This window comes from Chryseobacterium sp. JUb7 (assembly GCF_024806495.1).
In the GTDB taxonomy this organism is placed as follows: Bacteria; Bacteroidota; Bacteroidia; order Flavobacteriales; family Weeksellaceae; genus Chryseobacterium.
In genome coordinates this window covers 128,518-151,559 of sequence record NZ_JANUFF010000001.1, presented here as the reverse complement: position 1 = coordinate 151,559, position 23,042 = coordinate 128,518, and the positions used below count along the sequence as shown (strand labels likewise).

Genomic DNA, 23,042 nt, shown 5'->3' with positions numbered 1-23,042 from the left:
ATTGGGGCAACGAATTTTAACTTATTGAAATAGCATAAAAATTAGCACCATAAAATTTGCTTGGATTTTAATAAATCAAAAAAACAGATTAATCTTTCTTAAGCATAATTTGTAAATCCTTCATTGCTTCCAATACATTAACTGCAGCTTCATAATCCGTCATTTTAATCACTAATTTATCTATTTCTACTTTAGATTTTTCAGTTTTATAGGTGACGATATTCAAATAGTAAACATTATTCTTTCTTGCGGAAATATTATGAAATTTAATAACCTTGCTTAAATCCCAAAAAACGTCTTCATTTAAAACTTTTCCTTTTTTATTGATAGAATTAATTTCAATCTGATCTCCCTCAAACTTCGCCTGGAGCTTTTGATGGTCATCATCTCTGTCAATTCCAAATTCATTTATTTTATTAACAATAAAATCTTTAACATCGTTGGTATTGGAATATTTTCCAAAAACCTCAGTTTTTCCATTATTATACGTTATTTGAAAAATTTCGGATCTATCAAGAGAACGCGTTGGTCCGTCGAGATTATCGAGTTCTTTATAAATGATATTAGAAGGACCTATTTCAATGATTTTAGCATCAAGCTGATGACCATTTTTCTTAGAAATTTTATCCTGACAAAAGTAGAATGTACTAAAACATAATAAAGGTAAAATATAATTCTTGTTTTTCACGGTCTTAACTCTTTTTTTAAAAGATGAGCGAAAATACAATCAAATACATTAAAACACAACAAAAAGTTGTATAGTTTATAAAATTACATTAATTTTGCACCTCGAAATAATTAACAAATTCATTTAACATTATGAACAATTACGAAACTGTTTTCATTTTAACTCCCGTTCTATCTGAGTCACAGGTGGAGGAAGCAGTGAACAAATTTGTAGATCTTATCAAAGAAAAGAATTGCGAAATCGTTGCTAAAGAAAACTGGGGATTAAAAAAATTAGCTTATCCAATCCAATTAAAAAAGAATGGGTTCTATACTTTAATCGAATTTAAAGGAGAAGGTACTGTAGTTGCTGATCTAGAATTAGCATTCAAACGTGACGAGAGAGTTATCCGTTACCTTACTACAAAATTAGACAAGCACGCTGTAGAGTACGCTATCACTAGAAGAACTAAAGTAAAAGCAGCTAAAGCTTAATTATTAACCCAATTTTTTAAAACGACAAGACATGGCAATAGATGAAATGGCTAAACAAGCCTCAGCTGGAGGAGAATCAGAAGTAAAATTCCTTACTCCACTTGATATCAATACAAAATCTGAAAAGAAATATTGTAGATTCAAAAAATTCGGAATTAAGCACGTTGATTACAAAGATGCTGATTTCTTATTACAATTTGTAAACGAGCAAGGTAAAATTTTACCAAGAAGATACACTGGAACTTCTTTGAAATACCAAAGAAAAGTTTCTGCAGCAATCAAAAGAGCAAGACACCTTGCTTTGATGCCGTACGTAGCTGACTTATTGAAATAAGCTAAAAAAATAAATAAAAGAAGAGAGCAATCTCTTCTTTTGTTGCTGAATAAATTTTAATTCTAACTTGATTTTAGATTTCAGACAACAGATTTCAGATAACAGACAATGTCTAACTTCTAACTTCTAACATCTAACTTCTAATATCTAAAAAAGGACAACAACAATGAACATTATCCTAAAAAAAGACGTAGAAAACTTAGGTCTTGAATTCGACACAGTAAACGTAAAGCCTGGTTATGCTAGAAACTTCCTAATCCCTCAAGGATTTGCACTTTTGGCTACTCCTAAAAATGTAGCAGCTCTTGAAGCTACTTTGGAGGCTAGAAAAGAAGAAGAAGCTAAATTAGTTGCTGCTGCTAACGCTGTAGTTGACCAATTGAAGAAAACTTCTGTTACTATTCCTGCAAAAGTAGGTTCTGGTGATAAATTATTCGGATCTATCAATAATGCAGATCTTTCTGCTGCTCTTGCTAAAGCTGGAGTTTCTGTAGAGAAGAAATATATCAAAATCCCTGGTAACACAATTAAGAGAACTGGTAAAGTAACTGCTAACATCAGATTACACAGAAATGTTGAGTACAACTTCGAATTCGACATCGTATCTGACGCACCGGTAGAAGCTCCTAAACCAGCTGCTCCTAAAGCTAAAGTTGCTGTAGAAGAAACTCCTTCTGAAGAAGCTTAAGATTCTAAAGAGATTTTCTCAAATATATAAACCACTTCGTTTGAAGTGGTTTTTTGCTTTTGTATGTCGTCATTGCGAGGAGCATAGCGACGAAGCAATCTTTAAAAATAAACTATTACTATATTAAACTTTTACATCCAATTTGTCATTCCGTAGGAATCTAGACTCTTTTTGTAGGGGCCTAATGATAAAAATTATTGTTGAAATTCTTTCAGAATGACAAACTTCATGGAAATCCAATTATTGAGCTAATTTTATTTTGAGATTGCTTCCCCAAAATACTCTAAAAATACTTCCACTCACCTATTTCCTTTCAGTTTCTGCTGATATTCACTCGGAGCAACCCCAATTACCTTTTTAAAAATATTACTGAAAGATGAAAGGCTGTTATATCCCACCATCATGGCAATTTCGTACATATTATACTTTCCCTCAATCATTAATTCCAACGAACGTGTAATTCTTAATGACCGCAAAAAACGCACGTAATTCATCCCCAGCATCTCTTTAAATTTTCTTGAAAGGGTTCTTGTGCTCATCCCGAATTCTTTAGCCGTAGACTCTATACTTAAAGGCTTTTCAAGGTTCGCATGAATGTATTGTGCGATCTTTAACAGGGTTTCATCATTAGGAAAAGGATGCTGAACAGGAAATGCCAGTTTTTTATCACGCTTTTCAGGCAGAATCCCCTTTAATGCTTTGAGAAAATAATATCTGGCGCCATCATTTTTTGTGATTTTCCCATCCCAGTCTTTTGTATATAAAATCATCTCTCTCAATAAATGACTGACCGAATAGATATTAATTTCATCAAAAAAGCCACTTTCATTATCCTCTTTTTTAAAATAAAAGTTATATAAATCTACTTTCGGACTGGTAGAAAAAATATAATGAGGCGTTCCTGCAGGAATCCACATGAAACATCTTGCTGGTAAATACCAGTGTTTCAAATCAGTAAAAATATGCACAATACCGCCTTCTGCGTATACTAATTGTGCAGAACTGTGATGATGAATCTCAGTTTTTACACTTCCTGTAAGAACATGATAAACATAAAATTCAGCATCAATTTCTTCAACGGCTCCAAAATGACTGTCATTCATAAAATAAAGGTAAGAAGAAAATTTCAATTTGGCGTAAATGAGCAAATCTTTTTCTGTTTTCACAAATCGTGTCCCTATATGGGCATCGTAACTTTGCAACATCAAAATCAATTTAGCAAAAAACCTTTAATAAATTTATGAAAATGATATTTGACGCACACAGATATCACTGTATTGCGTTGTGCTTATTACTGATAAGCAACCTTTTACACTCACAGATGATAGATTTTCAACATCTCAGCCTACAACAGGCAGTTGAGATCGGATTAAAAAACAATAAAAAAATTCAGATCAGTCATTTGAAAAATGAAATGTCCGAGACCAAAGAGAAAGACCTCAAAATGGAAAAACTTCCGGATATTGAATTCCATACAAGCTACAATCAGGTTTCGAATCTTTTTCAGCACGAAAATGGCGTATTTGGAAAAGCGACAAAATATGATGTAATCAATGGAATGTATGATTTTACCCTTTCTGCTTCCATTCCCGTTTATATGGGCGGAAAGATCAAAAATACCGAAAAGAAAGCAGCCATTGACACTGAAATTTCTTCATTGAAAACACATTTGGACGAGAGACAGTTAACGATGGAAATCATCACTGCTTTTCTTCAGATTCACCATTTAAAAGAACAGCAAGGTTTGATTAATGATAAAATGAAAGAAGATTCTGTCAATATCAAACAGGTGAAATCCTTAAAAGCCAATGGTGTTGTCACGGTAAATGAAGTACTGAGAACATCTTTACAGCTTTCCAATCACAAAATGAGCTGGACAGAACTGGATAACGATGTACAGATCGCCGAACATAAGCTGAAAACCATTCTGTCACTTCCCGAAATTCAGGAAATGCACGTTGATACCGAAGATTTAATTTCAGAAAAAGCGGAAATCCCTTATGTAAATGAGCTAACGGAAACTGCTTTACACAAAAATGAATCTGTTGAAATGGCGACCAAAAATCTTTCGTTGAAAGAACTTGATCAAAAAATTACAAAAGCTAATTATTTACCGAAAATTACAGCTGGTGGAGAATATTTTTTAAAATATCCGAACATGATGTTTTTTCCACCCGAGCCTTATGCCTACCGTTTAGGAATGATTGGAGTCAACCTTACCTATCCTATCGAAAGTTTGTATAAAAATAAATACAAAATGCAGGAAGCAAAGGAAAATATTAACCTGGCTACATTACAGATCGAGGAAAATGAAGAAAACATCAGACATAATGTATATGAAGCTTATAAAAAGTTTGAAGAAACAGACCAGAAGGTAAAAATTGCAGAAGAAGCAATTACTCAGGCAAAGGAAAACTACCGCATTGTAAGAACAAAATATGCGAATAAACTAAGCTTAATCACAGAATTAATCGATGCTGACAATGCTTATCTGGAAGCTCAATCCAATCTTATTTCCGTAAAAATAAACAGACAACTTAAATATTATCAACTCCAATACACGATTGGAAACCTGTAAAAACTATGGCACAGAAGCAATTAACACGAAAGGAAAAAAGAATCAACAAAACGATTACTTTATTGGCGTGGATCCTTATTATCAGTGGGATTACGGGAATGGTAAGCTTTTATCTTTTCTCCAGAAAAAATGTTACGACCAACGATGCGCAAATCGAACAATATATTACGCCTGTTTCAAGTAAAGTTTCGGGTTTCATTAAAATAATTAAGTTTAACGAAAATCAGTTTGTTCACAAAGGCGATACTCTGATTGTGATTGATAATCGTGAATTCGTCAATCAGGTGAAAATGGCTGAAGCCAGTCTTCATGCGAATTCTGAGAATATTAATACCATTGAAAGCGGAGTAAATACAAAAGCAAGTGATACAAAAATCATCGACGCCAAAATCGCTTCTGCCAGAATCGATATATGGAGAACCGAACAGGATTTTAAAAGATATAAAAATCTTGTTTCAGAAGATGCTGCAACTGAGCAACAGTTTGAAAACGTAAAAGCCTCTTACGAACAGGCAAAAGCTAACCTTTTAGCTTTGGAACAGCAGAAAAATGCTGTGAGAGCAAGCGTAAACGAACAGGAAACAAAAGTAGCTCCGGTAAAAAGCCAGATCCAGCAAAGCTCAGCAAGTTTGAACAATGCTAAGCTTTTCCTATCCTACACAGTGGTTACAGCGCCTTACGACGGTTGGGTCGGTAAGAAAACGATTCAGGAAGGTCAGTTGATTAAAGAAGGTCAGGCTCTGGTTCAGATTGTAAGCAAAGAAAAATGGATCATTGCCAATTATAAAGAAACCCAGTTGGGGCAAATCGACCAGAATCAAGAAGTTATCATCACAGCAGATGCTTATCCTGACGTAGAATTCAAAGGTAAAATCGTTTCTGTTTCGCCCGCTTCAGGCTCCCAGTTTTCGTTAGTAAAACCAGACAATGCAACGGGAAATTTCGTTAAAATCGAACAAAGATTTCCTGTAAAAATTATTCTTGATCATAATCAAAATAATGAAAAGCTACTTTCCGGCATGAATGTTCTGGTGAGTGCAAAAAAGATATAGAGTTTGAGAACAGGGGAATTTGAGCGTTTTTAGCCGTTAGATGTATGTAAAAGATTTAAATTTTTCGAATTCCTTTTTCTCAAGTTTAAAACAACCAATTAAATTATTTTTTTAGCGAAAAGGCAAAACCGCAAAATCGCGAATTTGCAGATTTTTTCTTGAGCATATTTGCCATTTTACCTTTTACTTTTTTTACACCTTTGCCCTTTTGTCTTTTCGCATTTTTTTAAGTAAACTATTAGCTAATTACTGAATAGAAACTCACGTCACTTCGAGTAGATTTTTGAAAAAAATCGTATCGAGAAGTTCAATCGAATCACAAGGTTCCCGATACATTTTTCTTCATTTCATTACGAAAAGCACCCGAACTGACGAAAATTTTATTAAATCATTCTCAAATTAACTAGTAATCTAATTTACTTTTTATGTATAATAGTTATGCAGCACAATACAGTTTATCATAAATGGGTACCACAATGGCTGAAACTGCCACTTCTTATTCTGGCATTGTTTCCCCACCTGATGTTGTTGTCGCTTTTGCACTCCAATAGCGCCTTCACGTCTTCTTTTATGGATGTAGATTCAGACGACATCCAATACTTAATGATTTTGATGTACGGGACATTTGTGGTTACCCTTTTAGTTATACAGCGGTTTATGGCCTACTTCAGTGTGAAATACTACACATTGCTGATGTCTTCCGTTTCCATCCTCATTCTTTACGGACTTTCGGTGACGAGTGATTATCATATTATTTTGGTGATCCGTTTTCTGGAAGGTGTTTTCGGTGTATTGGAGGGCGCCATTTTTTTACCGTTGATTATTGCCGAACTCAAGACCAGACATGCCAAAGAAATCGCTTACACATTCATGTATACGATTATTCTTACAGGTGGAACATTGACGACTTCTTTAATGAAATCCAGCATTGAAGATTACGATTTTAAACATATGATCTTAATGATGGTCTATTTCCATGTTTTTGTTTTGATCATTGCCTTTGCTATTTTCAATAAAAACAGATTTTTTCCTAAAAAACCTTTGTATCAGTTAGATATTACAAGCTGGTTTCTCCTTTGGGTCTGTCTTCAGGCAGGTGGATACGCTTTGATTTATGGCAAAAGACTGATGTGGTTTGAATCTGATATTATTATTTTCTGTTTTCTTATTTTCTTGATTTTTGGAGGATTATTTATGTTAAAACAAAGAAATCAGCCTCGTCCTTTTTTTCATTTTGAAGTTTTCAGTTCTAAGAATTTGATTGCAGGAGTCATTCTTTTTTTTATTTTCTATATTCTGAGATCATCTATCAATAACGTTTACAGCATCATGGCAACAGTCTGGAAATGGCCCTGGGATTATATTGTCGAAATTCAATACTGGAATGTTGCAGGGAGCATTTTGGGCGTTTTTCTGTCTGCATTATGTATTACAAAAGGAGCATCTTCAAGATTGGTTTTCTTCACCGGATTCCTCATCCTGGCAATTGATTGCGCGTGGTTCACCTATACTTTTTATCCCGACACTACCCTTCAGATGATCTGTCCGCCGTTATTTCTTCAGGGCCTTGGACAGGGGTTGCTGTTTACACCTCTGGTATTCTTTTTAATTGCAGGAACGCCCGAGCAATACGTTTCCAATGCAACCGCAGTCGGTACTGCAACCAGATTCTGGACAACTGCTATCGGATATGCTTTAATGCAAAACCTGATGTTATTTTTAACACTAAAACATTCGGACACTTTAAGCTCAAATTTCACAGACACCAATCCAGTTTTTTATTCACAATGGAGTCAGATTTTTGGGGCAAATATGGCTAAACTTCCTGTCAATGAATCATTATCCATGACGGCAGGAGCTTTTAAAACAAAAATTAATGCACAGGCAATTCTTCTCTCCAATATGGAAATTTTCACGGGATTATTTTGGCTGGCTTTAGTTACTGCTTTTGTGGTTTTGTTATACCATCCTGTAAAAATTGCCGTCAGAAATATTATGTAAGTTTTGGTTGGAAGCTTGGTGATGGAAGCCGGAGGTAAATGAGCCCTTCTAAAACTCTTTATACTTCCAGCCACAACTCACTCGCCCCAGAATGTCCAGACCGAACCATTAAAAACAGCGAGTTGTTTTTTCACCGTATCATAAACCATCATTCCTGCGGAAGGAGAAATGATATTGAGATGCGGACTGGCAATTTTAGGCAAAATCATGGCTTTGTCATTGTCTTCCAGTACCAGAATTCCTGAAGTTGCAGTTGGTACCCCGATAGACATTTTTGCCATAGAATTTTCAGTCAAAGCATCCTGCAGGCCTGTGTCGGCAATTCCTGTGGCATCTACCGAAAGATCCTCCCAGATGTTATTCTGATAGACTTTAACTTTCTTATCGGAGGCGTCAAAGATTAAGGTGCCGTTCACAGGATTTTGAATTCCCGATGTATCTGTAACCCATGGAAGAACAATTCCTTTGTTTTCTGTTCCGAATTCCAATGAGGAAGATGCAGATTCCAACGTTGTTTTTCCAATAGCAACCTGTGAATATAAACTTCCGGAAATCATTATTATCAATGTAAAAAATCCTTTTTTCATTTCAATCGAATTTTAAAATTAATCGGGACATGTCTGATTATTAAAGCATCTCCACCCCGCAGATGTCCCGTCAATATTTACTTGCAAACAGTTTTGACTCGTATTGTAAACGATCATTCCTTCTTTAAGATTCGCCACAGGAATTACAGAAACCTGCGTATCGCTCAATCGGTTTAAAACAAAACCTTTCGTTTTTGATTCAAGAACAATCCAGCCTCCTTTTCTTACACCCGGCCAGTTGCTATCACCACTTTCAGCTCTTCCCAGCGAAGTTATTCCCAGATTAGAAGAAACCACCGTTCCTGTCGTTACAGCTGGCTTATAACATGCTGTAACTCCAGGAACAGTTATTGTTACAACTGCTGTATCACAATTAGAAGGATTTGCCTGTTGACAAATCTGATAATCTAATGTATATGTTCCTGCCGGTGTTCCCGGTAAAACCTCTACATGACCGTCATTAATATTCAAATTTATATTAGAATTTGACGTTGAAAGCTGAGACATAATAACATTGGTAATGGTCGCCGGAGCCCCGTCATAAGTTTCAAAATCATTATCCAGAACAATCCCTGCAGAAGAACTTCCTGATGAAATCGTGTAAGAATCATCAACAGCCATGGGGGGAAGTTCCCCATTAATTGTCGGACAAAATCCGGGAGTGAATATAAGAGGGGCACTGCAGCTATTCGTCGAAGTACAGTCATAAGTAACATTGGCAAGAAAAGAAGGATTGCTGTTCATAAATACCGTACTTGGATCGGAAACGCCCGTTGTTCTTTTAAAATCCAGATTGGGACCTATGACCGCATTATTCACCTGAATTGCATTCTGAACTTCAATATAGCCTTTTTTAGAAGAAGAACTGGGACCGTGGAATGCGGCATTTCCACCTTGATATTGATTAATCGAAATTTTTCCTTCATTATAAATGACAGCATCTGCGGGCGCATTATTCATATTTCCGGTTGAAGTAAAAAGTCCGAAATTGTAAATCTCACTGGAATTTCCAGACATATTGATATCGCCTGCCACTGTAAAAAATCCGGTGTTGTAAATTGCTCCGCCATTAATATTAAATCCACTGTTGGAAACGATGGTTCCGCAGTTGATATAAACACTGTTTTCATTATTACTGTAATTTCCCGTCAGCTGGATCAGGCCGCCTGCTTCATTTCTGAATTTTGTCACAGCAGAATTGCTCATATTTAAGTTTCCGTTAATGGTCAGGCTTCCATAATTATCAATGGTATTATTGGTATTATCTCCAAACTGAAGTACTCCCAACTGGACAGTTCCTTCATTTAAAATGGTATTTTGCTGACCTTCCATGGTAAAATTTCCGTTTCCCGATCCTACAGATACTTCGCCACTGCTGTAAACATGTACATTCAGATCCGCAACCGTTGTCACAGCCTGATTGAAATGCAGCGTACCATGTACATCAAAATAGTTCATGGCGTTATTAACTCCTGAAATATTATTCTGAAATTCCACCGTCACTCCGGCATTGATACAAATCCTTACATTTTGTCCGAATGTCGGATTATTAAATGTCATATCCGATGTAAAACATATGGTGGAATTATCAGGAAAATGATAATTTGGATCTGTAGGATTAGTAACTGTACAGCTTGTACATTGAGATTGTAAGACATAACTTATCAGCAGAAAAGTTAGGAGTAGAATTTTTCTCATCTTAATAATTTGGCGAAATAAAACTACAAACTTTTTTTTCACAAAACAATGATATAAGATATATTTTTTACTATTCTTAGTATATTATTTATTCGAAATAGAAATTATGGTAAGTTTATTGTTAATATTTTACACATCAAAGACAACACGCATTTACCGCATAATTCAGAAAATTAAATTATGGAAATTCAGGAAGTTATATTAAGTCAAAAAGAGTTTTTTAAGACCCAGCAAACAAAAAACCTTAAGTTTCGCAAGATGTATCTTGAAAAGCTGAAAGGGCTTATCATAAAAAATGAAAATCTTTTATATGAAGCCATTTATAAAGATTTCGGCAAGTCAAAGTTTGATACTTTTACGACAGAAATCTCTTTTATTCTAAATGATATCGATTATTATCTGAAAAATCTAAAATCACTTTCCAAGCCTAAGAAAATACGAACCAATCTTGCCAATCAAATCGGAAAAAGCAGAATTCATCCCGAACCATTGGGAAACATTCTCGTTATCGGAGCCTGGAATTATCCATATCAACTCTCCTTTTCCCCTGTCATTGCTGCTTTGGCAGCCGGAAATTGCTGTATTTTAAAGCCTAGTGAAATTGCAGAAAATACAATGAAAGCGATGTCCAAAATCATCAATGAGCACTTTCCTCCGGAATATTTATATGTTTATGAAGGGGGAATTGATGAAACAACCGAGTTGCTGAAATTAAAGTTTGATAAAATATTTTTTACAGGAAGTACAAAAGTCGGAAAAATAGTTTACAAAGCTGCTGCGGAAAACCTTACGCCTGTTGCTTTAGAATTAGGAGGAAAATCTCCTGCAATTATTACCAAAGATGCCCATCTTGAAGTTGCTGCCAAAAGAATTGTCTGGGGTAAGTTTTTAAATGCCGGGCAAACCTGTGTAGCTCCAGACTACTTACTCGTTGAAGAATCTGTTCAGGAACAGTTTTTGGAAACGCTCAGAAGCTATATCAAAGAATTCAGTTATCAACCCGATGCTGAACAGTATACCAAAATTATTAATCAAAGTAACTTTGAACGTCTGATCAGATTAATTGATAAAAATAAAATATACTTTGGAGGAAAGTTCGATAAAGAAAAATTATATATTGAACCGACGGTTTTAACAAATATTAATTGGAGTGATGAAGTAATGCGCGAAGAAATTTTCGGACCCATTCTACCCGTGCTTTCTTTTAAAAATTTCAATCTTGCATTAAATGAAGTTCTGGAACTTGAAAAACCTCTTGCAGCCTATTTATTCACCAATAATTCTGAAGAAAAGGAAAATTTCACAAATAAACTGTCTTTTGGTGGTGGCTGTATCAATGATGTGATCATGCATTTAGGAAATGACAATCTTCCGTTTGGAGGAGTCGGAAACTCCGGAATTGGAAATTATCATGGTAGATTTGGCTTTGAAACATTTTCTCACCAAAAATCGATTCTGGAAAAAGCAACCTGGGGCGAACCGAACATAAAATATCCTCCTTATTCCGAAAATAAATTAAAATGGATTAAAAGATTTCTTTAAAATAAAAAACCGAGAAAATTTCTCGGTTTCTATTTTTATGATTTCGGAGCCCATTCGTTAAAGAACTCTTTCACTTTTTCAAGGCTATATCCCTTTCCTTCTTCCAAAACATCACTTTTCTGCACATGAATCATTTTTCCATCTTTATCTAAAACGATAAATACCGGATATCCAAATTTTTCACCAGGATTACCATATTGAGCGAAAATCTTCTCATTTTTATTCTCCGGAGAGAAATTTAAATGATAGTAAAGGTAATTTTTATCAACAATTTCCTTCAGCTCAGGAGTGGTCTGTACATATTGGTTAAATCGAAGACACCAGATACACCAGTTCCCTCCAGCCTGAATCATAACATTTTTACCTTCCTTTTTAGCCTGAGCTACCAATTTATTGATATCAGCTTCAGCGTTCGCTTTAGGATCATAAGGTTTCGGTAATTTGGCTTTCTCCTCCGCTGATTTCTTTTTTGCCTCTGCATCAGACTCTGCTTTTGTAATTAAAGCTTTTGAGCTTTTAGCCTTGTCTGCCGATGTATTGGGTACTTTTTGAGAAAAAGCCAGAAAGCTTAACCCCAAAAATGCTATTAACGATACTTTTTTCATAATATAAAAATAAAAAAATAATACTTATTCCAAGCAAAAATAGAACCATAATTTTATTATGTGTAAATTTGCGTGTTTTATGAATTTTCTGATCAAAATATTATACTTAATCTCTAAGCTGCCTCTGAAAATATTATATATTTTTTCAGATATTATCTTCTTTCTAAACTACTATATGGTAGGTTATAGAAAAAAAGTGATCACGCAGAACTTACAAAATTCCTTTCCGGAAAAATCTGAAGAAGAAATCCGTGAAATACGGAAAAAGTTTTATCTCAACTTTTCAGATTATCTGGTAGAAACCATAAAGTCCTTCAGCATCAGTGAAACTGAAGCCAGAGTAAGAATGCAGCACATTAATCAGGATTTGTTTCATGAAATACAGAAAGAAGGTAAAAATATTATTTTATTGGCCGGACATGTGTTCAATTGGGAATGGATCAATGCTTTAGCCAGAATTGTTCCTCAGGAACACTGCCATCCTGTTTACAGAAAAGTAAACAGTGACTTCTGGGAAAACCAGATGAAGAAAGTCCGTAATAAATTCGGAAATGAAGCACTGGAAGCCAATGAAGTCATTCTTAATATTTTCAGATCTAAAAATGACGGAAATTCAATTTACATGTTTGTTGCCGATCAGACTCCACATTCATCACATGTTAATTACGGTTTGGAATTCCTTAACCAGAGAACACCTGTTTTCATAGGTTATGACAAGCTGGCCACACGAATGGATCTTGCATTCATTTACTGTGAAATGAAAAAGGTAAAGCGTGGATTCTATCAGGTAAATTACCACAGAATTTATCCTGACGGAGAAAAATTTGCAGAAAATGAAGTCGTTAAAAAATTCCATAAGCTGTTAGAAAACACCTTACATAAAAGGCCTGACAATTATCTTTGGTCACATAGAAAATGGAAATATCAGGACTCTATAAAAAATTACGATTCTGAAAAAAAATAGATCAACATGTCGAAAAAAATAGCCGTGGCCATTTTAAACTGGAATGGCAGAAGCTGGCTTGAGAAATTTTTGCCCAGTGTCATTCAGTTTTCCCCAAACGCCGATATTTACGTCATTGATAATTTTTCTACAGATGATTCGGTAGAATTTTTACAGACTCATTTTTCTACTGTAAGAATAATCAAGAATGATAAAAATTACGGTTTTGCAGGCGGTTACAATGAAGGATTAAAAAAAATAAATCATGAATTCTACTGTCTGTTGAATTCCGATGTAGAAGTGACAGAAAACTGGATCGATCCCATTTTGAATTTATTTGAAAAAGACTCTTCCATCGCAGCGGTTCAGCCTAAAATTTTATCTTTTGACAACAAGAATTATTTCGAATTTGCAGGCGCTGCAGGCGGAATGATTGATAATCTTGGCTATCCATATTGCAGAGGGCGTATTTTCGATGATGTGGAAGAAGATAAAGGGCAATATAATGATGAAACAGAGATTTTCTGGGCTTCGGGATGCAGTTTATTTATTCGTTCAAAGGATTTTTGGGAACAAAATGGTTTTGATAAAAGATTTTTTGCGCATCAGGAAGAAATTGATCTTTGCTGGCGATTAATCAATTCAGGAAAAAAGATATTTTATACCGGAAAATCAACCGTATACCATGTAGGCGGCGGAACACTGAATAAACAAAGTGCTCAAAAAACCTATCTGAATATCCGGAATAATCTTTCAATGATGTTGAAAAACCTACCCTTTCCCAAGTTAGTCGGATTAATATTTTTCAGATTGTGCCTGGATGGTATTGCAGGAATTTATTTCGGGCTTAAACAAGGTTTCCCTCATCTTTGGGCCGTGGTAAGAGCTCATTTTGGATTTTATGCTCAGGCATCGGGAACTTGGAAGCTTCGTCAGAATCAACAAAAGAATCATTTCTATCAAACCAAATGGTTGATTTTTAAACATTTTTTATAATAGACATGAATTTAGTCTTTGATACCTATTATTTTGATGAGAACAAGGCCAATACCATTTGTCTGGTCTTCGAAAACTGGGAATCAGCTCATCCTGATTTTGAATTCTCTGAAATAAAAGAAGGCGTGGAGGAATACATCCCCGGACAGTTTTATAAAAGAGAACTTCCCTGCATTATAAGTCTTTTAGAGAAGATTAAAACTCAGATTCAAGATATTTCATGTATTGTCATTGATGGTTTTGTTTATCTGGATGATCATATGAAACCCGGATTAGGAAAACATTTATATGATCAGCTAAACGGTAATATTCCTGTAATAGGCGTTGCTAAAACAAATTTTGCAACGGTAGAAAAATATAAATTACCCCTGAAAAGAGGAAACAGTGAAAATCCTTTGTATATTTCAAGTGTAGGAATTGAAATGAATACCGCATACGATTTGATCAGAAAAATGAACGGAACCTTTAGAATTCCTACCCTTCTAAAGAAAGTGGACACTTTAACCAGACAAATAAATTAAATGGATTTTTGCGCAATAGATTTTGAAACTGCTACTCATGACCGCAGCTCAGCATGTGAGCTAGGAATCTGTATGGTGCAAGATTCTAAAATCGTGGAAACTAAAACCTGGCTAATAAAACCTCCGAGTTTTCCGTATTTCAATAAATTTAATGTTGCAGTACACGGTATTCAACCGGATGATGTTAAAGATTCTCCATCTTTTGATGAGATCTGGTATGAAGTAGAAGAAATGATGTATGGAACTCTTATGATCGCCCACAATGCTAGTTTTGATGCGGGAGTTTTAAGAGGATGTCTTGATCATTACGGAATGTTTAAACCTAATTTAAATTATCTATGCAGCATTCAGCTTGCAAAGAAATCATGGAATTACCTTCCGAAATATGGTTTAAAACATCTTGCAGAATATCATCAAATTCAGTTTAAGCATCACCGGGCCGGAGATGACGCTGAGGCATGTGCAAAGATTTCTCTATTGGCTTTTGAAAAATTGTTTCTCACAAGCAATGAAGAAGTACAAGAGTATATGAAGTTGAAAATAAAAAAACTTTAGATTTAAAGTATAGCTGCAGCTATTTTTGGTTTAATTACTCAAAACTTCTGACAATAAATTAAACTTAGGGATATCTATTTCGAAACTTTCCTGGGTTTCCATGTTTTTAACAAGGTATTTTCCACTCATATTTCCCACTCCTGAACGAAGCATTACATTCGAAAAATAAGCAAAATTTTCACCTACTGGAATTTCCGGTGTCAATCCGATCACTCCATCACCAATTATTTCTGTATATCCGAAGCCAACATCGAAAATCAACCATTTTCTTTTAAGAACTTTTATAGGAAAACTTCCATCATTTTCGATGGTAATGTTGTATTTGAAAACGTATCTGTTTTCAGACGGATAACTGTTTTTACTATCATATTCAGGTATAACTGAAACTTTGATATTTGAGGTCATTTTTGAGAACATCATTTTAGTATTTTCTAAATAAATACAAAAATCTCGCCTTTTTGAGGCGAGATTAGAAATTTATATTATAATTTTCTTAAAAATTATAATCCAAGACCTTTTCTTTCGTCTCCTCCCATTAAAATTTCAACAGGGTTGTCGATTGCTTCTTTTACTGCAACAAGGAATCCTACAGACTCTTTTCCGTCAATGATTCTGTGGTCATAAGACATTGCAACATACATCATTGGACGAATTACTACCTGCCCGTCAACCGCAACCGGTCTCTGGATAATATTGTGCATACCTAAGATCGCAGACTGAGGAGGGTTGATAATCGGTGTAGACAACATTGATCCGAAAGTACCACCGTTTGTAATCGTGAAAGTACCACCAGTCATTTCGTCAACCGTAATTTTCCCGTCTCTTACTTTGATTGCTAAATCTTTGATGTTGGCTTCAACACTGTTGAAAGACATATTTTCAGCATTTCTCAATACGGGAACCATTAATCCTTTAGGACCTGAAACGGCAATTGAAATATCGCAGAAATCATAGTTTACTTTGAAATCTCCGTCAATTGATGCATTCACATCCGGATATAATTGTAATGCTCTTGTAACCGCTTTCGTAAAGAAAGACATGAAACCAAGTCCTACTCCGTGCTTTTGAGCAAATTCTTCTTTATATTGTTTTCTTAGTCTAAAGATCTCAGACATGTCAACTTCGTTGAAAGTAGTTAACATGGCTGTTTCGTTTTTCACAGAAACTAATCTCTGAGCGATTTTTCTTCTAAGAACTGAAAGTTTAGTTGTTGTTGTAGATCTAGAACCTGTAGCCGTTAAAGAGTTTCCTCCCATTGCAGGTACAGCAGCCAATTCAGCATCAGATTTAGAGATTCTTCCGTCTCTTCCAGATCCTGAAACCTGAGAAGCATCGATGCCTTTTTCGTCTAGAATTTTCTTGGCAGCAGGAGATGGAGCTCCCGTAGCATATGTCTGAGTCGCAGCAGCAGGTTTCGGAGCTTCTTGCTTAACCGGTTCAGCCGCTTTTGGAGCCTCTTCCTGTTTTGGAGCTTCAGCAGCAGGAGCTGCGCTACCTGCAGGTTTTGCAGCATCTCTATCAATTAAACAAACCACCTGACCTACTTGCACTACATCACCTTCTTCTGCTTTAAGAGTAATAACTCCACTTTCTTCAGCAGGCAATTCAAGTGTTGCTTTGTCTGAATCTACTTCAGCAATCGGCTGGTCTTTTTCTACGTAATCACCATCCTTTACAAGCCAAGTAGCAATTTCAACTTCTGTAATTGATTCGCCCGGCGAAGGAACTTTCATTTCTAAAACTGACATATCGTATTTTTTATTTTTTAAATGATTATTATTTCTTTTTTAGACTTTAAGAAACTAGATGATAGAAAAGACTTTTCTAACCTCTAGTTTCTAACTTCTATTTTTAATTAAGCTGTTACAGGTCTTTTTACAGGTGCATCGTTCGTATCGAATACTCTGTTGATTACTGCATTTTGATTTTTTTCAAACATTTTATGACTTCCAGGAGCCGGAGCACCACTTGGTACCGGAGCAACTACCTGAATTCCTGTATCTCTGAAATTTCTTAAAATATAAGACCATGCTCCCATGTTTTCAGGTTCTTCCTGAGCCCAAATAAGCTGCTTTTTGTTTTCATATTTATTGAAGATCGCTTCAATTGCATCATTCTGAAGCGGATACAGCTGTTCGAATCTTACTAAAGCGATATTTTCAGCATTTAATTCTTCTTTTTTAGCTAATAATTCAAAGTATAATTTACCTGAACAAAGCACTACTTTTTCTACTTTTTTAGCATCAGCACTCGGATCGTCTAAAATAGGCTGGAAACCTCCTGTTGCGAAATCTTCCAGTGGAGAAACCACTTTCGGATGTCTTAACAATGATTTTGGACTCATCACGATCAATGGTTTTCTGAATGACCATTTCAGCTGTCTTCTCAACAAGTGGAAATAATTGGCTGGTGAAGTGATATTTGCCACTACCATATTTTCATTTGCACAAAGCGTTAAGAATCTCTCCAATCTTGCTGAAGAGTGTTCTGCGCCCTGACCTTCAGATCCGTGAGGCAATAGCATTACCAAACCATCCTGAATTTTCCATTTTTCTTCTGCAGCAGCTAAGTATTGATCAACAATAATCTGAGCACCGTTAACGAAGTCTCCGAACTGAGCTTCCCAAATTGTCAATGTATTTGGAGATGCCATTGCATATCCGTAATCAAAACCTAAAACACCGTATTCTGAAAGGTGAGAATTGAAAACATCAAATCTTGTTTCAGAAACATGTCTTAACGGGATATATTCTTCTTCCGTGTCTTCTGTTTTTACCACAGCATGTCTGTGAGAGAATGTTCCTCTCTCTACATCTTCTCCGGAAATTCTGATGTTGTGACCTTCAGTAAGCAAGGTTGCATATGCCAGCCATTCTCCTAATGCCCAATCCAAAGAGTTTCCTTCGATTGCTTTGATACGGTTTTCAAAAAGTCTTGTAATTTTGTTGATAAACTTTTTATCAGCAGGAAGAGTTGACATTTTAATAGCCAGTTCTTTCAGTTTCGCTAAGTCATATTTAGTATCAACAGGCAATTGAACAGCTCCTCTTTTTCCTATCGGATAGTTGGTCCAGTCTTCTGCCATGAAAACGTCCATTACGTTTTTCTCAATTTCTTTAGAAGCATCAAAGTCTTTATCTAAAAGACCTTTGAAATCAGCTTCCATTTTAGCAATAACATCATTTGAAGTGATGCTGTCCTTCAATAGTTTATCTTTATAAATTTCTCTTGGATTCGGGTGCTTAGAAATTAATTTATATAAGTTAGGCTGAGTGAATCTTGGTTCATCCCCTTCGTTATGACCATATTTTCTGTATCCTAACAGATCGATATAAACATCTTTTCCAAACTTGGCTCTGAAATCAGCCGCAAAATGAATAGCATGAACTACAGCTTCTGCATCGTCAGCATTAACGTGCATTACAGGAGATTCTGTAACTTTAGCAATATCTGTACAATATGTTGAAGATCTTGCGTCCATATAGTTGGTTGTAAATGAAACCTGGTTATTCACCACAATATGAACGGTACCTCCCGTTCTGTATCCTTCCAATGTCATCATCTGAGCAACTTCGTAAGCAATACCCTGACCTGCTAATGCACCGTCTCCGTGAATAACGATCGGTAATATTTTAGAAGCATCCCCTTTATACTTATCATCTACTTTTGCACGGCAAATCCCTTCTACAAGAGCAGCTACGGTTTCTAAGTGAGATGGGTTCGGAGTTAAGTTGATAGAAACTTCTTCTCCTGAAGCTGTTTTTATTTTTTTAGATGATCCCAAGTGATATTTTACGTCACCGGAGAATACATCTTCTTCAAATTCTTTACCTTCAAATTCTGAGAAAATCTGTTTGTAAGACTTTCCGAAAATATTGGTCAATACATTCAGTCTTCCTCTGTGAGCCATTCCTAATACAACCTCATCAACTCCCAACTGTGAAGATCTTGAAATCAACTGATCCAAAGCAGGAATCAAAGTTTCACCACCTTCTAATGAGAATCTTTTCTGGCCAACAAATTTTGTATGCAGATAATTTTCAAAAGCTACAGCCTGATTTAATTTAAGTAAAATCTCGGTTTTTTCATTTGCGGAAAGACTTGGATGGTTTTCGTTTACCTGCAACCATTTTTTGATGAAGTCTTTTTCTTCAACATTGTTGATGTATGTATATTCAACACCAATAGAATCACAGTAAATGTTTTCAAGGTGCTTGATCAGTTCCTGTAAAGTTGCAGGCTCTTTCATACCTGTTTCAACAGCACAGTTGAATTTTGTGTTTAAATCTGACTTATCAAGACCGAAATTTTCGATATCTAAAGTCGGAGTATAATGTCTTCTTTCTCTAACTGGGTTTGTCTTAGTAAACAAATGCCCTCTCGTTCTGTACGCCTCAATAAGGTTTACGACCTTAAATTCCTTCTTGATGTGCTCAGGAACCTCACCGTTTGCTGCCGCTTGAGTAGCTTGCTGTACTGCAGGAGCTGAACTGGCTGATGCCTGAATATATTGGATATTTTCGTCATCACCATAGTTCTCCAGAGCAAAATCGAATCCTTGAAAGAAGGATTTCCATGATGGTTCTAAAGAATCTGGGTATTTTAAGTACTGTTGGTATAAATCCTCAATTAACTGAGAATGAGCTGCGTTTAGGAATGAAAATCTGTCCATTATTACAGTTTATCTATTATTAAAATTTGTTTGTAGAATTAAGCTTCAAATTTAATAAAAAAAACCGAGTTAAGATAGTTTCAAACTATTAAAAAAACTATAAAAGAAATAAATGTAAACAATTTACTTATAAACGGATAAAGACAGCTTCATATTCACTTCTTGGCCTTCCATCGGGCGCTCAATAAAAGTCTGACGAATGTCATTAAAACGCATCTCATCTTTCTTTGCTTTCTGGATTAATTGTTGTATAGCCCTTACTCTTCCTTCGTAAGTTCCTTTATAGTAAATCACATAATCCTGAGAAGCATTTATGGTCCTGAAATTGAAATTATTATCTGTTACTCCAAACTTTTTCGATAATGGAATTCCAAGAAAATAAGACACTTCTTTGTCTTTATAATTATCAGCGTCTGTCAATAAAACCGGAAAACCGAATTCATCATCTTTTTTGCCAAGGTCCATCGTTGTATAATTATAAACTTTATTATAATTCATCACGATATTTTTGTAAAGAGCATCTTTTTTGTTTGAAGTGCTGACATTAATTCCCAACACCAATGATGATTCTTCATTTTCCACCATTAAGCTGTCATACTTGATGGCAGCCATCTGGTTGTCTTTTTCGACCTTATTTCCCAGAACATTTTTAAGATTATTCATACTCTTCGTAATGTTTTCAGCAAAACGGTCTTCTGTCCAGAAGTTCTCAACTCTTCTTAGAACGGATAATTTCGGAGTATGGACAAACCAGATAATTTTTGTTTTCTCGGCAGAAACAGGTTTAAACTTAACATCTACCAGTGTTGGATTTTCATTTCTGTCTTCAAACAGCTGATATCTCAATGTTTTATTCAAGTTTTCATAACGGATAAACATTTCTCCGTCGGTATCATTTTTAGGATCTACATAACTGATCGAACTTCCCTGCCCTTCGTAAGGCGTATAATAATCAATATCCATACTTTGGGAACTTGTAAAGAAGTTGTTCCATCGGGTGAAATGCTGAAGATTATTAAACTGTGCAAAGACCTTATCCACCGGATAATCAATCTCTTTTTCAATTTTAAAACTCTTACTATCATCCACAAAATAATACATGGAAGCAGCATAAGCTCCTACCAGTAAGATAACAATTATGATTATAACCTTAAAAAAACGCATCGCACAAATGTAATACAAATAAAAAAAGTGACCAATATGTTGATCACTCTTGTTTTAAATTTATAGAACAGAAGATTTAAGAGAGATATGAAATTTCAATCTCGATATTTCCCAAAACTTCCAGCTTTTATCCAATATGAGTTCCCGGTGGAAGAACTGCTCCTTTCTTTACAACGACAATACCGTCCTGAACTGAGTGTGTTCCATAATCACCGTCTGCGAGATGTTTTCCGCCGATAATTCTCACATTATCTCCGATATAACAGTTTTTATCTAAAATCGCCTTCTCAATATAGCAATATTTGCCGATTCCCATATTGGGACGACCTTTCCTATCGTTTATTACAATTTCTGTTGTATTCTGATAAAAATCGGCACCCATGACGTATGAATTCACAATCGTACTTCCTTTGTCAATCCTTGTTCTGTTTCCGATTACTGAATTTTCAATTTTATCAGCCATAATGATGCATCCGTCACCAAAAACTGCTTTACTCACATAAGAGCCGTTGATTTTTGATGGTGGGAGCATTCTCGCTCTTGTATAAATCGGTGAAGAAGAGAAAAGATTAAACTGAGGAAAATCCTGACAAAGATCAATATTAGCTTCGTAGAAAGATTCAATAGTTCCGATATCTGTCCAATATCCTTCGTATTGATAGCTTAATGTTGTATATTTTCCGATAGAGTTAGGAATGATATCTTTTCCGAAATCATCTCCTGCTCCCTCATCAAACATCTTTTTAAGAATCGTTTTTGTGAAGATATAGATCCCCATTGAAGCCAGGTATTCTTTCCCTTTATGCTTATTATCTTCTGAAACTTCAGATTTCAAGCCATCTAAAACGTCGTACCCAGGTTTTTCAACGAAAGAAGTAATATTTCCTTCATCATCGGAACTTAAAATTCCGAAACCTGTTGCATCTTTAGCATTGACAGGAATCGTAGCAATGGTTACATCTCCGCCTTTTTCAATATGGAAATCCAGCATTTCTCTGAAATCCATCTGATACAACTGATCACCGGAAAGGATTAAAATATAATCGTAATCATATTTTTCAAGATGCTTCATCGATTGTCGAACGGCATCTGCTGTTCCCTGATACCAACTGTCATTTTCTACATTTTGTTCCGCAGCTAGAATATCCACAAATCCTTTGCTGAAAATATCAAAGTGGTAAGAATTCTTGATATGTGAATTTAAAGATGCTGAATTAAATTGCGTTAACACCAAAATTTTATTTAATCCTGAGTTTAAACAATTTGAAATAGGAATATCTACCAACCTGTATTTTCCCGCGATAGGAACAGCCGGTTTTGATCTTGTATACGTCAATGGAAAAAGCCTAGTTCCTCTTCCTCCTCCCAAAACAATGGAAATAACATTGTGATTCATAAATTATCTTGCGTTTTTATCTTATTAAATTTACTGTTCTATCTTTAGTGTTTACGTTTACGGTAAAGCATTCTTTGTTTTCAGCTTTTAGCTTTTCATTATAAACCACAACTTTATATGCATCATCATTTAATTCCTTCACCTCTTTATCTACATTATCAATGGCTATATAATATTTCTGAAGTTCATTTCTGAATAATTTATTGGTAATAAGGACATCCATAACATCTACTTTTCTCATCATGAACCCATCAATGTCTTTATTGTATTTTTTGCGCCAATCTTTTCCATATTTCTTTCCGATTGCAGCATATGTCTTTTTGTTTTCGGCATCTACACTGTCCATAAGCTTTTTATCAATCATACAGCCCGAAACCGAGTGATATCTAATCTTCCATTTCTCAGAAATTCCTTCTGCAGCATCATGAAAATCTATTCTTGGATAGCCATAACTGTAAATCCAGTAATAACCTCCATGATAATTCCCATTGTCTTTACAGGAAAAAACCATCATTAATACAAACAGAAAAGAAAATCTTTTCAACATTT

Annotated in this window: 22 protein-coding genes; 11 read left to right on the top strand and 11 right to left on the bottom strand. The window is 35.3% G+C overall.

The annotated features are described in order from the left end of the window. Window positions 1-88: 88 nt before the first annotated feature. Complete coding sequence (locus M2373_RS00675) at window positions 89-688, bottom strand: hypothetical protein (protein WP_259106415.1); 600 nt, start codon at window positions 686-688, stop codon at window positions 89-91. Between the two features lie 131 nt (window positions 689-819). On the opposite strand from M2373_RS00675, the gene rpsF reads away from it, so the two are divergent. The 3 genes from rpsF (at window position 820) to rplI (ending at window position 2,183) form a co-directional block, all read left to right on the top strand. Then, on the top strand, window positions 820-1,161 hold the full coding sequence (gene rpsF, locus M2373_RS00670) for a 30S ribosomal protein S6 (protein ID WP_259106413.1): 342 nt from the start codon (window positions 820-822) through the stop codon (window positions 1,159-1,161). 31 nt (window positions 1,162-1,192) lie between these two features. Next, the gene (gene rpsR / locus M2373_RS00665) at window positions 1,193-1,495 is read left to right on the top strand and encodes a 30S ribosomal protein S18 (RefSeq protein WP_007844708.1); all 303 of its coding nucleotides are present in this window, start codon (window positions 1,193-1,195) and stop codon (window positions 1,493-1,495) included. Between the two features lie 166 nt (window positions 1,496-1,661). Further along, the gene (gene rplI / locus M2373_RS00660; protein ID WP_259106408.1) at window positions 1,662-2,183 is read left to right on the top strand and encodes a 50S ribosomal protein L9; all 522 of its coding nucleotides are present in this window, start codon (window positions 1,662-1,664) and stop codon (window positions 2,181-2,183) included. 299 nt (window positions 2,184-2,482) lie between these two features. Here the strand turns inward: rplI and M2373_RS00655 are convergent, their stop codons facing one another. Next, a complete protein-coding gene (locus M2373_RS00655) occupies window positions 2,483-3,388 on the bottom strand; it encodes an AraC family transcriptional regulator (protein WP_259106407.1) in 906 nt (301 codons plus the stop codon). Window positions 3,389-3,423: 35 nt separating this feature from the next. On the opposite strand from M2373_RS00655, the gene M2373_RS00650 reads away from it, so the two are divergent. The 3 genes from M2373_RS00650 (at window position 3,424) to M2373_RS00640 (ending at window position 7,814) form a co-directional block, all read left to right on the top strand. Next, a complete protein-coding gene (locus M2373_RS00650) occupies window positions 3,424-4,761 on the top strand; it encodes a TolC family protein (protein WP_259106405.1) in 1,338 nt (445 codons plus the stop codon). 5 nt (window positions 4,762-4,766) lie between these two features. After that, window positions 4,767-5,813 (top strand): HlyD family secretion protein, encoded by a 1,047-nt coding sequence (locus tag M2373_RS00645; RefSeq protein WP_259106403.1) that lies wholly within the window; start codon window positions 4,767-4,769, stop codon window positions 5,811-5,813. Between the two features lie 438 nt (window positions 5,814-6,251). Next, window positions 6,252-7,814 (top strand): hypothetical protein, encoded by a 1,563-nt coding sequence (locus M2373_RS00640; RefSeq protein ID WP_259106401.1) that lies wholly within the window; start codon window positions 6,252-6,254, stop codon window positions 7,812-7,814. A gap of 77 nt (window positions 7,815-7,891) precedes the next feature. Here the strand turns inward: M2373_RS00640 and M2373_RS00635 are convergent, their stop codons facing one another. Both M2373_RS00635 and M2373_RS00630 read right to left on the bottom strand, forming a co-directional pair. After that, window positions 7,892-8,401 (bottom strand): hypothetical protein, encoded by a 510-nt coding sequence (locus tag M2373_RS00635; protein ID WP_259106399.1) that lies wholly within the window; start codon window positions 8,399-8,401, stop codon window positions 7,892-7,894. A gap of 18 nt (window positions 8,402-8,419) precedes the next feature. Further along, window positions 8,420-10,099 (bottom strand): Ig-like domain-containing protein, encoded by a 1,680-nt coding sequence (locus M2373_RS00630; protein WP_259106397.1) that lies wholly within the window; start codon window positions 10,097-10,099, stop codon window positions 8,420-8,422. A gap of 180 nt (window positions 10,100-10,279) precedes the next feature. On the opposite strand from M2373_RS00630, the gene M2373_RS00625 reads away from it, so the two are divergent. After that, window positions 10,280-11,641 (top strand): aldehyde dehydrogenase, encoded by a 1,362-nt coding sequence (locus tag M2373_RS00625; RefSeq protein WP_259106396.1) that lies wholly within the window; start codon window positions 10,280-10,282, stop codon window positions 11,639-11,641. A 35-nt stretch (window positions 11,642-11,676) separates the two neighbouring features. Here the strand turns inward: M2373_RS00625 and M2373_RS00620 are convergent, their stop codons facing one another. Continuing rightward, the gene (locus tag M2373_RS00620) at window positions 11,677-12,246 is read right to left on the bottom strand and encodes a thioredoxin family protein (RefSeq protein ID WP_259106394.1); all 570 of its coding nucleotides are present in this window, start codon (window positions 12,244-12,246) and stop codon (window positions 11,677-11,679) included. Between the two features lie 79 nt (window positions 12,247-12,325). Between M2373_RS00620 and M2373_RS00615 the strand changes: the two genes are divergently transcribed. The 4 genes from M2373_RS00615 to M2373_RS00600 are packed head-to-tail and all read left to right on the top strand — an operon-like array spanning window position 12,326 to window position 15,261. Next, entirely contained in the window at window positions 12,326-13,210 is an 885-nt protein-coding gene (locus M2373_RS00615) for a lysophospholipid acyltransferase family protein (protein ID WP_259106393.1), read from the top strand. A gap of 6 nt (window positions 13,211-13,216) precedes the next feature. Further along, on the top strand, window positions 13,217-14,185 hold the full coding sequence (locus M2373_RS00610) for a glycosyltransferase family 2 protein (protein WP_259106392.1): 969 nt from the start codon (window positions 13,217-13,219) through the stop codon (window positions 14,183-14,185). Window positions 14,186-14,190: 5 nt separating this feature from the next. Then, complete coding sequence (locus tag M2373_RS00605; RefSeq protein ID WP_259106391.1) at window positions 14,191-14,706, top strand: endonuclease V; 516 nt, start codon at window positions 14,191-14,193, stop codon at window positions 14,704-14,706. Further along, window positions 14,707-15,261 carry a 3'-5' exonuclease gene (locus tag M2373_RS00600; RefSeq protein ID WP_259106390.1) on the top strand — a complete coding sequence of 185 codons (555 nt, stop codon included), beginning with the start codon at window positions 14,707-14,709 and terminating at the stop codon, window positions 15,259-15,261. It begins immediately after the preceding gene. A 30-nt stretch (window positions 15,262-15,291) separates the two neighbouring features. Here M2373_RS00600 and apaG read toward each other — a convergent pair whose 3' ends face one another. The 6 genes from apaG to M2373_RS00570 form a co-directional block, all read right to left on the bottom strand. Then, entirely contained in the window at window positions 15,292-15,666 is a 375-nt protein-coding gene (gene apaG / locus M2373_RS00595; RefSeq protein ID WP_259106389.1) for a Co2+/Mg2+ efflux protein ApaG, read from the bottom strand. A gap of 95 nt (window positions 15,667-15,761) precedes the next feature. Beyond that, the gene (gene odhB, locus M2373_RS00590) at window positions 15,762-17,009 is read right to left on the bottom strand and encodes a 2-oxoglutarate dehydrogenase complex dihydrolipoyllysine-residue succinyltransferase (RefSeq protein ID WP_259106388.1); all 1,248 of its coding nucleotides are present in this window, start codon (window positions 17,007-17,009) and stop codon (window positions 15,762-15,764) included. Window positions 17,010-17,116: 107 nt separating this feature from the next. Further along, a complete protein-coding gene (locus tag M2373_RS00585) occupies window positions 17,117-19,933 on the bottom strand; it encodes a 2-oxoglutarate dehydrogenase E1 component (RefSeq protein ID WP_259106387.1) in 2,817 nt (938 codons plus the stop codon). Window positions 19,934-20,056: 123 nt separating this feature from the next. Next, on the bottom strand, window positions 20,057-21,097 hold the full coding sequence (locus M2373_RS00580; protein WP_259106386.1) for an SRPBCC domain-containing protein: 1,041 nt from the start codon (window positions 21,095-21,097) through the stop codon (window positions 20,057-20,059). A 127-nt stretch (window positions 21,098-21,224) separates the two neighbouring features. Beyond that, window positions 21,225-22,493, bottom strand: coding sequence for a glucose-1-phosphate adenylyltransferase (locus M2373_RS00575; protein ID WP_259106384.1), 1,269 nt, complete (start codon window positions 22,491-22,493; stop codon window positions 21,225-21,227). A 16-nt stretch (window positions 22,494-22,509) separates the two neighbouring features. Then, the gene (locus M2373_RS00570; RefSeq protein ID WP_259106382.1) at window positions 22,510-23,040 is read right to left on the bottom strand and encodes a hypothetical protein; all 531 of its coding nucleotides are present in this window, start codon (window positions 23,038-23,040) and stop codon (window positions 22,510-22,512) included. Window positions 23,041-23,042: the final 2 nt, after the last annotated feature.

Bases quoted from the DNA above. Each gene is read 5' to 3' on its own strand.
- M2373_RS00610 (WP_259106392.1), top strand. From the start codon at position 13,217: ATGTCGAAAAAAATAGCCGTGGCCATTTTAAACTGGAATGGCAGAAGC.
- rpsF (WP_259106413.1), top strand. From the start codon at position 820: ATGAACAATTACGAAACTGTTTTCATTTTAACTCCCGTTCTATCTGAG.
- M2373_RS00655 (WP_259106407.1), bottom strand. From the start codon at position 3,388: ATGTTGCAAAGTTACGATGCCCATATAGGGACACGATTTGTGAAAACA.
- M2373_RS00585 (WP_259106387.1), bottom strand. From the start codon at position 19,933: ATGGACAGATTTTCATTCCTAAACGCAGCTCATTCTCAGTTAATTGAG.
- M2373_RS00635 (WP_259106399.1), bottom strand. From the start codon at position 8,401: ATGAAAAAAGGATTTTTTACATTGATAATAATGATTTCCGGAAGTTTA.
- rplI (WP_259106408.1), top strand. From the start codon at position 1,662: ATGAACATTATCCTAAAAAAAGACGTAGAAAACTTAGGTCTTGAATTC.
- M2373_RS00625 (WP_259106396.1), top strand. From the start codon at position 10,280: ATGGAAATTCAGGAAGTTATATTAAGTCAAAAAGAGTTTTTTAAGACC.
- odhB (WP_259106388.1), bottom strand. From the start codon at position 17,009: ATGTCAGTTTTAGAAATGAAAGTTCCTTCGCCGGGCGAATCAATTACA.
- M2373_RS00630 (WP_259106397.1), bottom strand. From the start codon at position 10,099: ATGAGAAAAATTCTACTCCTAACTTTTCTGCTGATAAGTTATGTCTTA.
- M2373_RS00620 (WP_259106394.1), bottom strand. From the start codon at position 12,246: ATGAAAAAAGTATCGTTAATAGCATTTTTGGGGTTAAGCTTTCTGGCT.
- apaG (WP_259106389.1), bottom strand. From the start codon at position 15,666: ATGACCTCAAATATCAAAGTTTCAGTTATACCTGAATATGATAGTAAA.
- M2373_RS00605 (WP_259106391.1), top strand. From the start codon at position 14,191: ATGAATTTAGTCTTTGATACCTATTATTTTGATGAGAACAAGGCCAAT.
- M2373_RS00640 (WP_259106401.1), top strand. From the start codon at position 6,252: ATGCAGCACAATACAGTTTATCATAAATGGGTACCACAATGGCTGAAA.
- M2373_RS00580 (WP_259106386.1), bottom strand. From the start codon at position 21,097: ATGCGTTTTTTTAAGGTTATAATCATAATTGTTATCTTACTGGTAGGA.
- M2373_RS00615 (WP_259106393.1), top strand. From the start codon at position 12,326: ATGAATTTTCTGATCAAAATATTATACTTAATCTCTAAGCTGCCTCTG.
- rpsR (WP_007844708.1), top strand. From the start codon at position 1,193: ATGGCAATAGATGAAATGGCTAAACAAGCCTCAGCTGGAGGAGAATCA.
- M2373_RS00645 (WP_259106403.1), top strand. From the start codon at position 4,767: ATGGCACAGAAGCAATTAACACGAAAGGAAAAAAGAATCAACAAAACG.
- M2373_RS00575 (WP_259106384.1), bottom strand. From the start codon at position 22,493: ATGAATCACAATGTTATTTCCATTGTTTTGGGAGGAGGAAGAGGAACT.
- M2373_RS00650 (WP_259106405.1), top strand. From the start codon at position 3,424: ATGAAAATGATATTTGACGCACACAGATATCACTGTATTGCGTTGTGC.
- M2373_RS00570 (WP_259106382.1), bottom strand. From the start codon at position 23,040: ATGTTGAAAAGATTTTCTTTTCTGTTTGTATTAATGATGGTTTTTTCC.
- M2373_RS00600 (WP_259106390.1), top strand. From the start codon at position 14,707: ATGGATTTTTGCGCAATAGATTTTGAAACTGCTACTCATGACCGCAGC.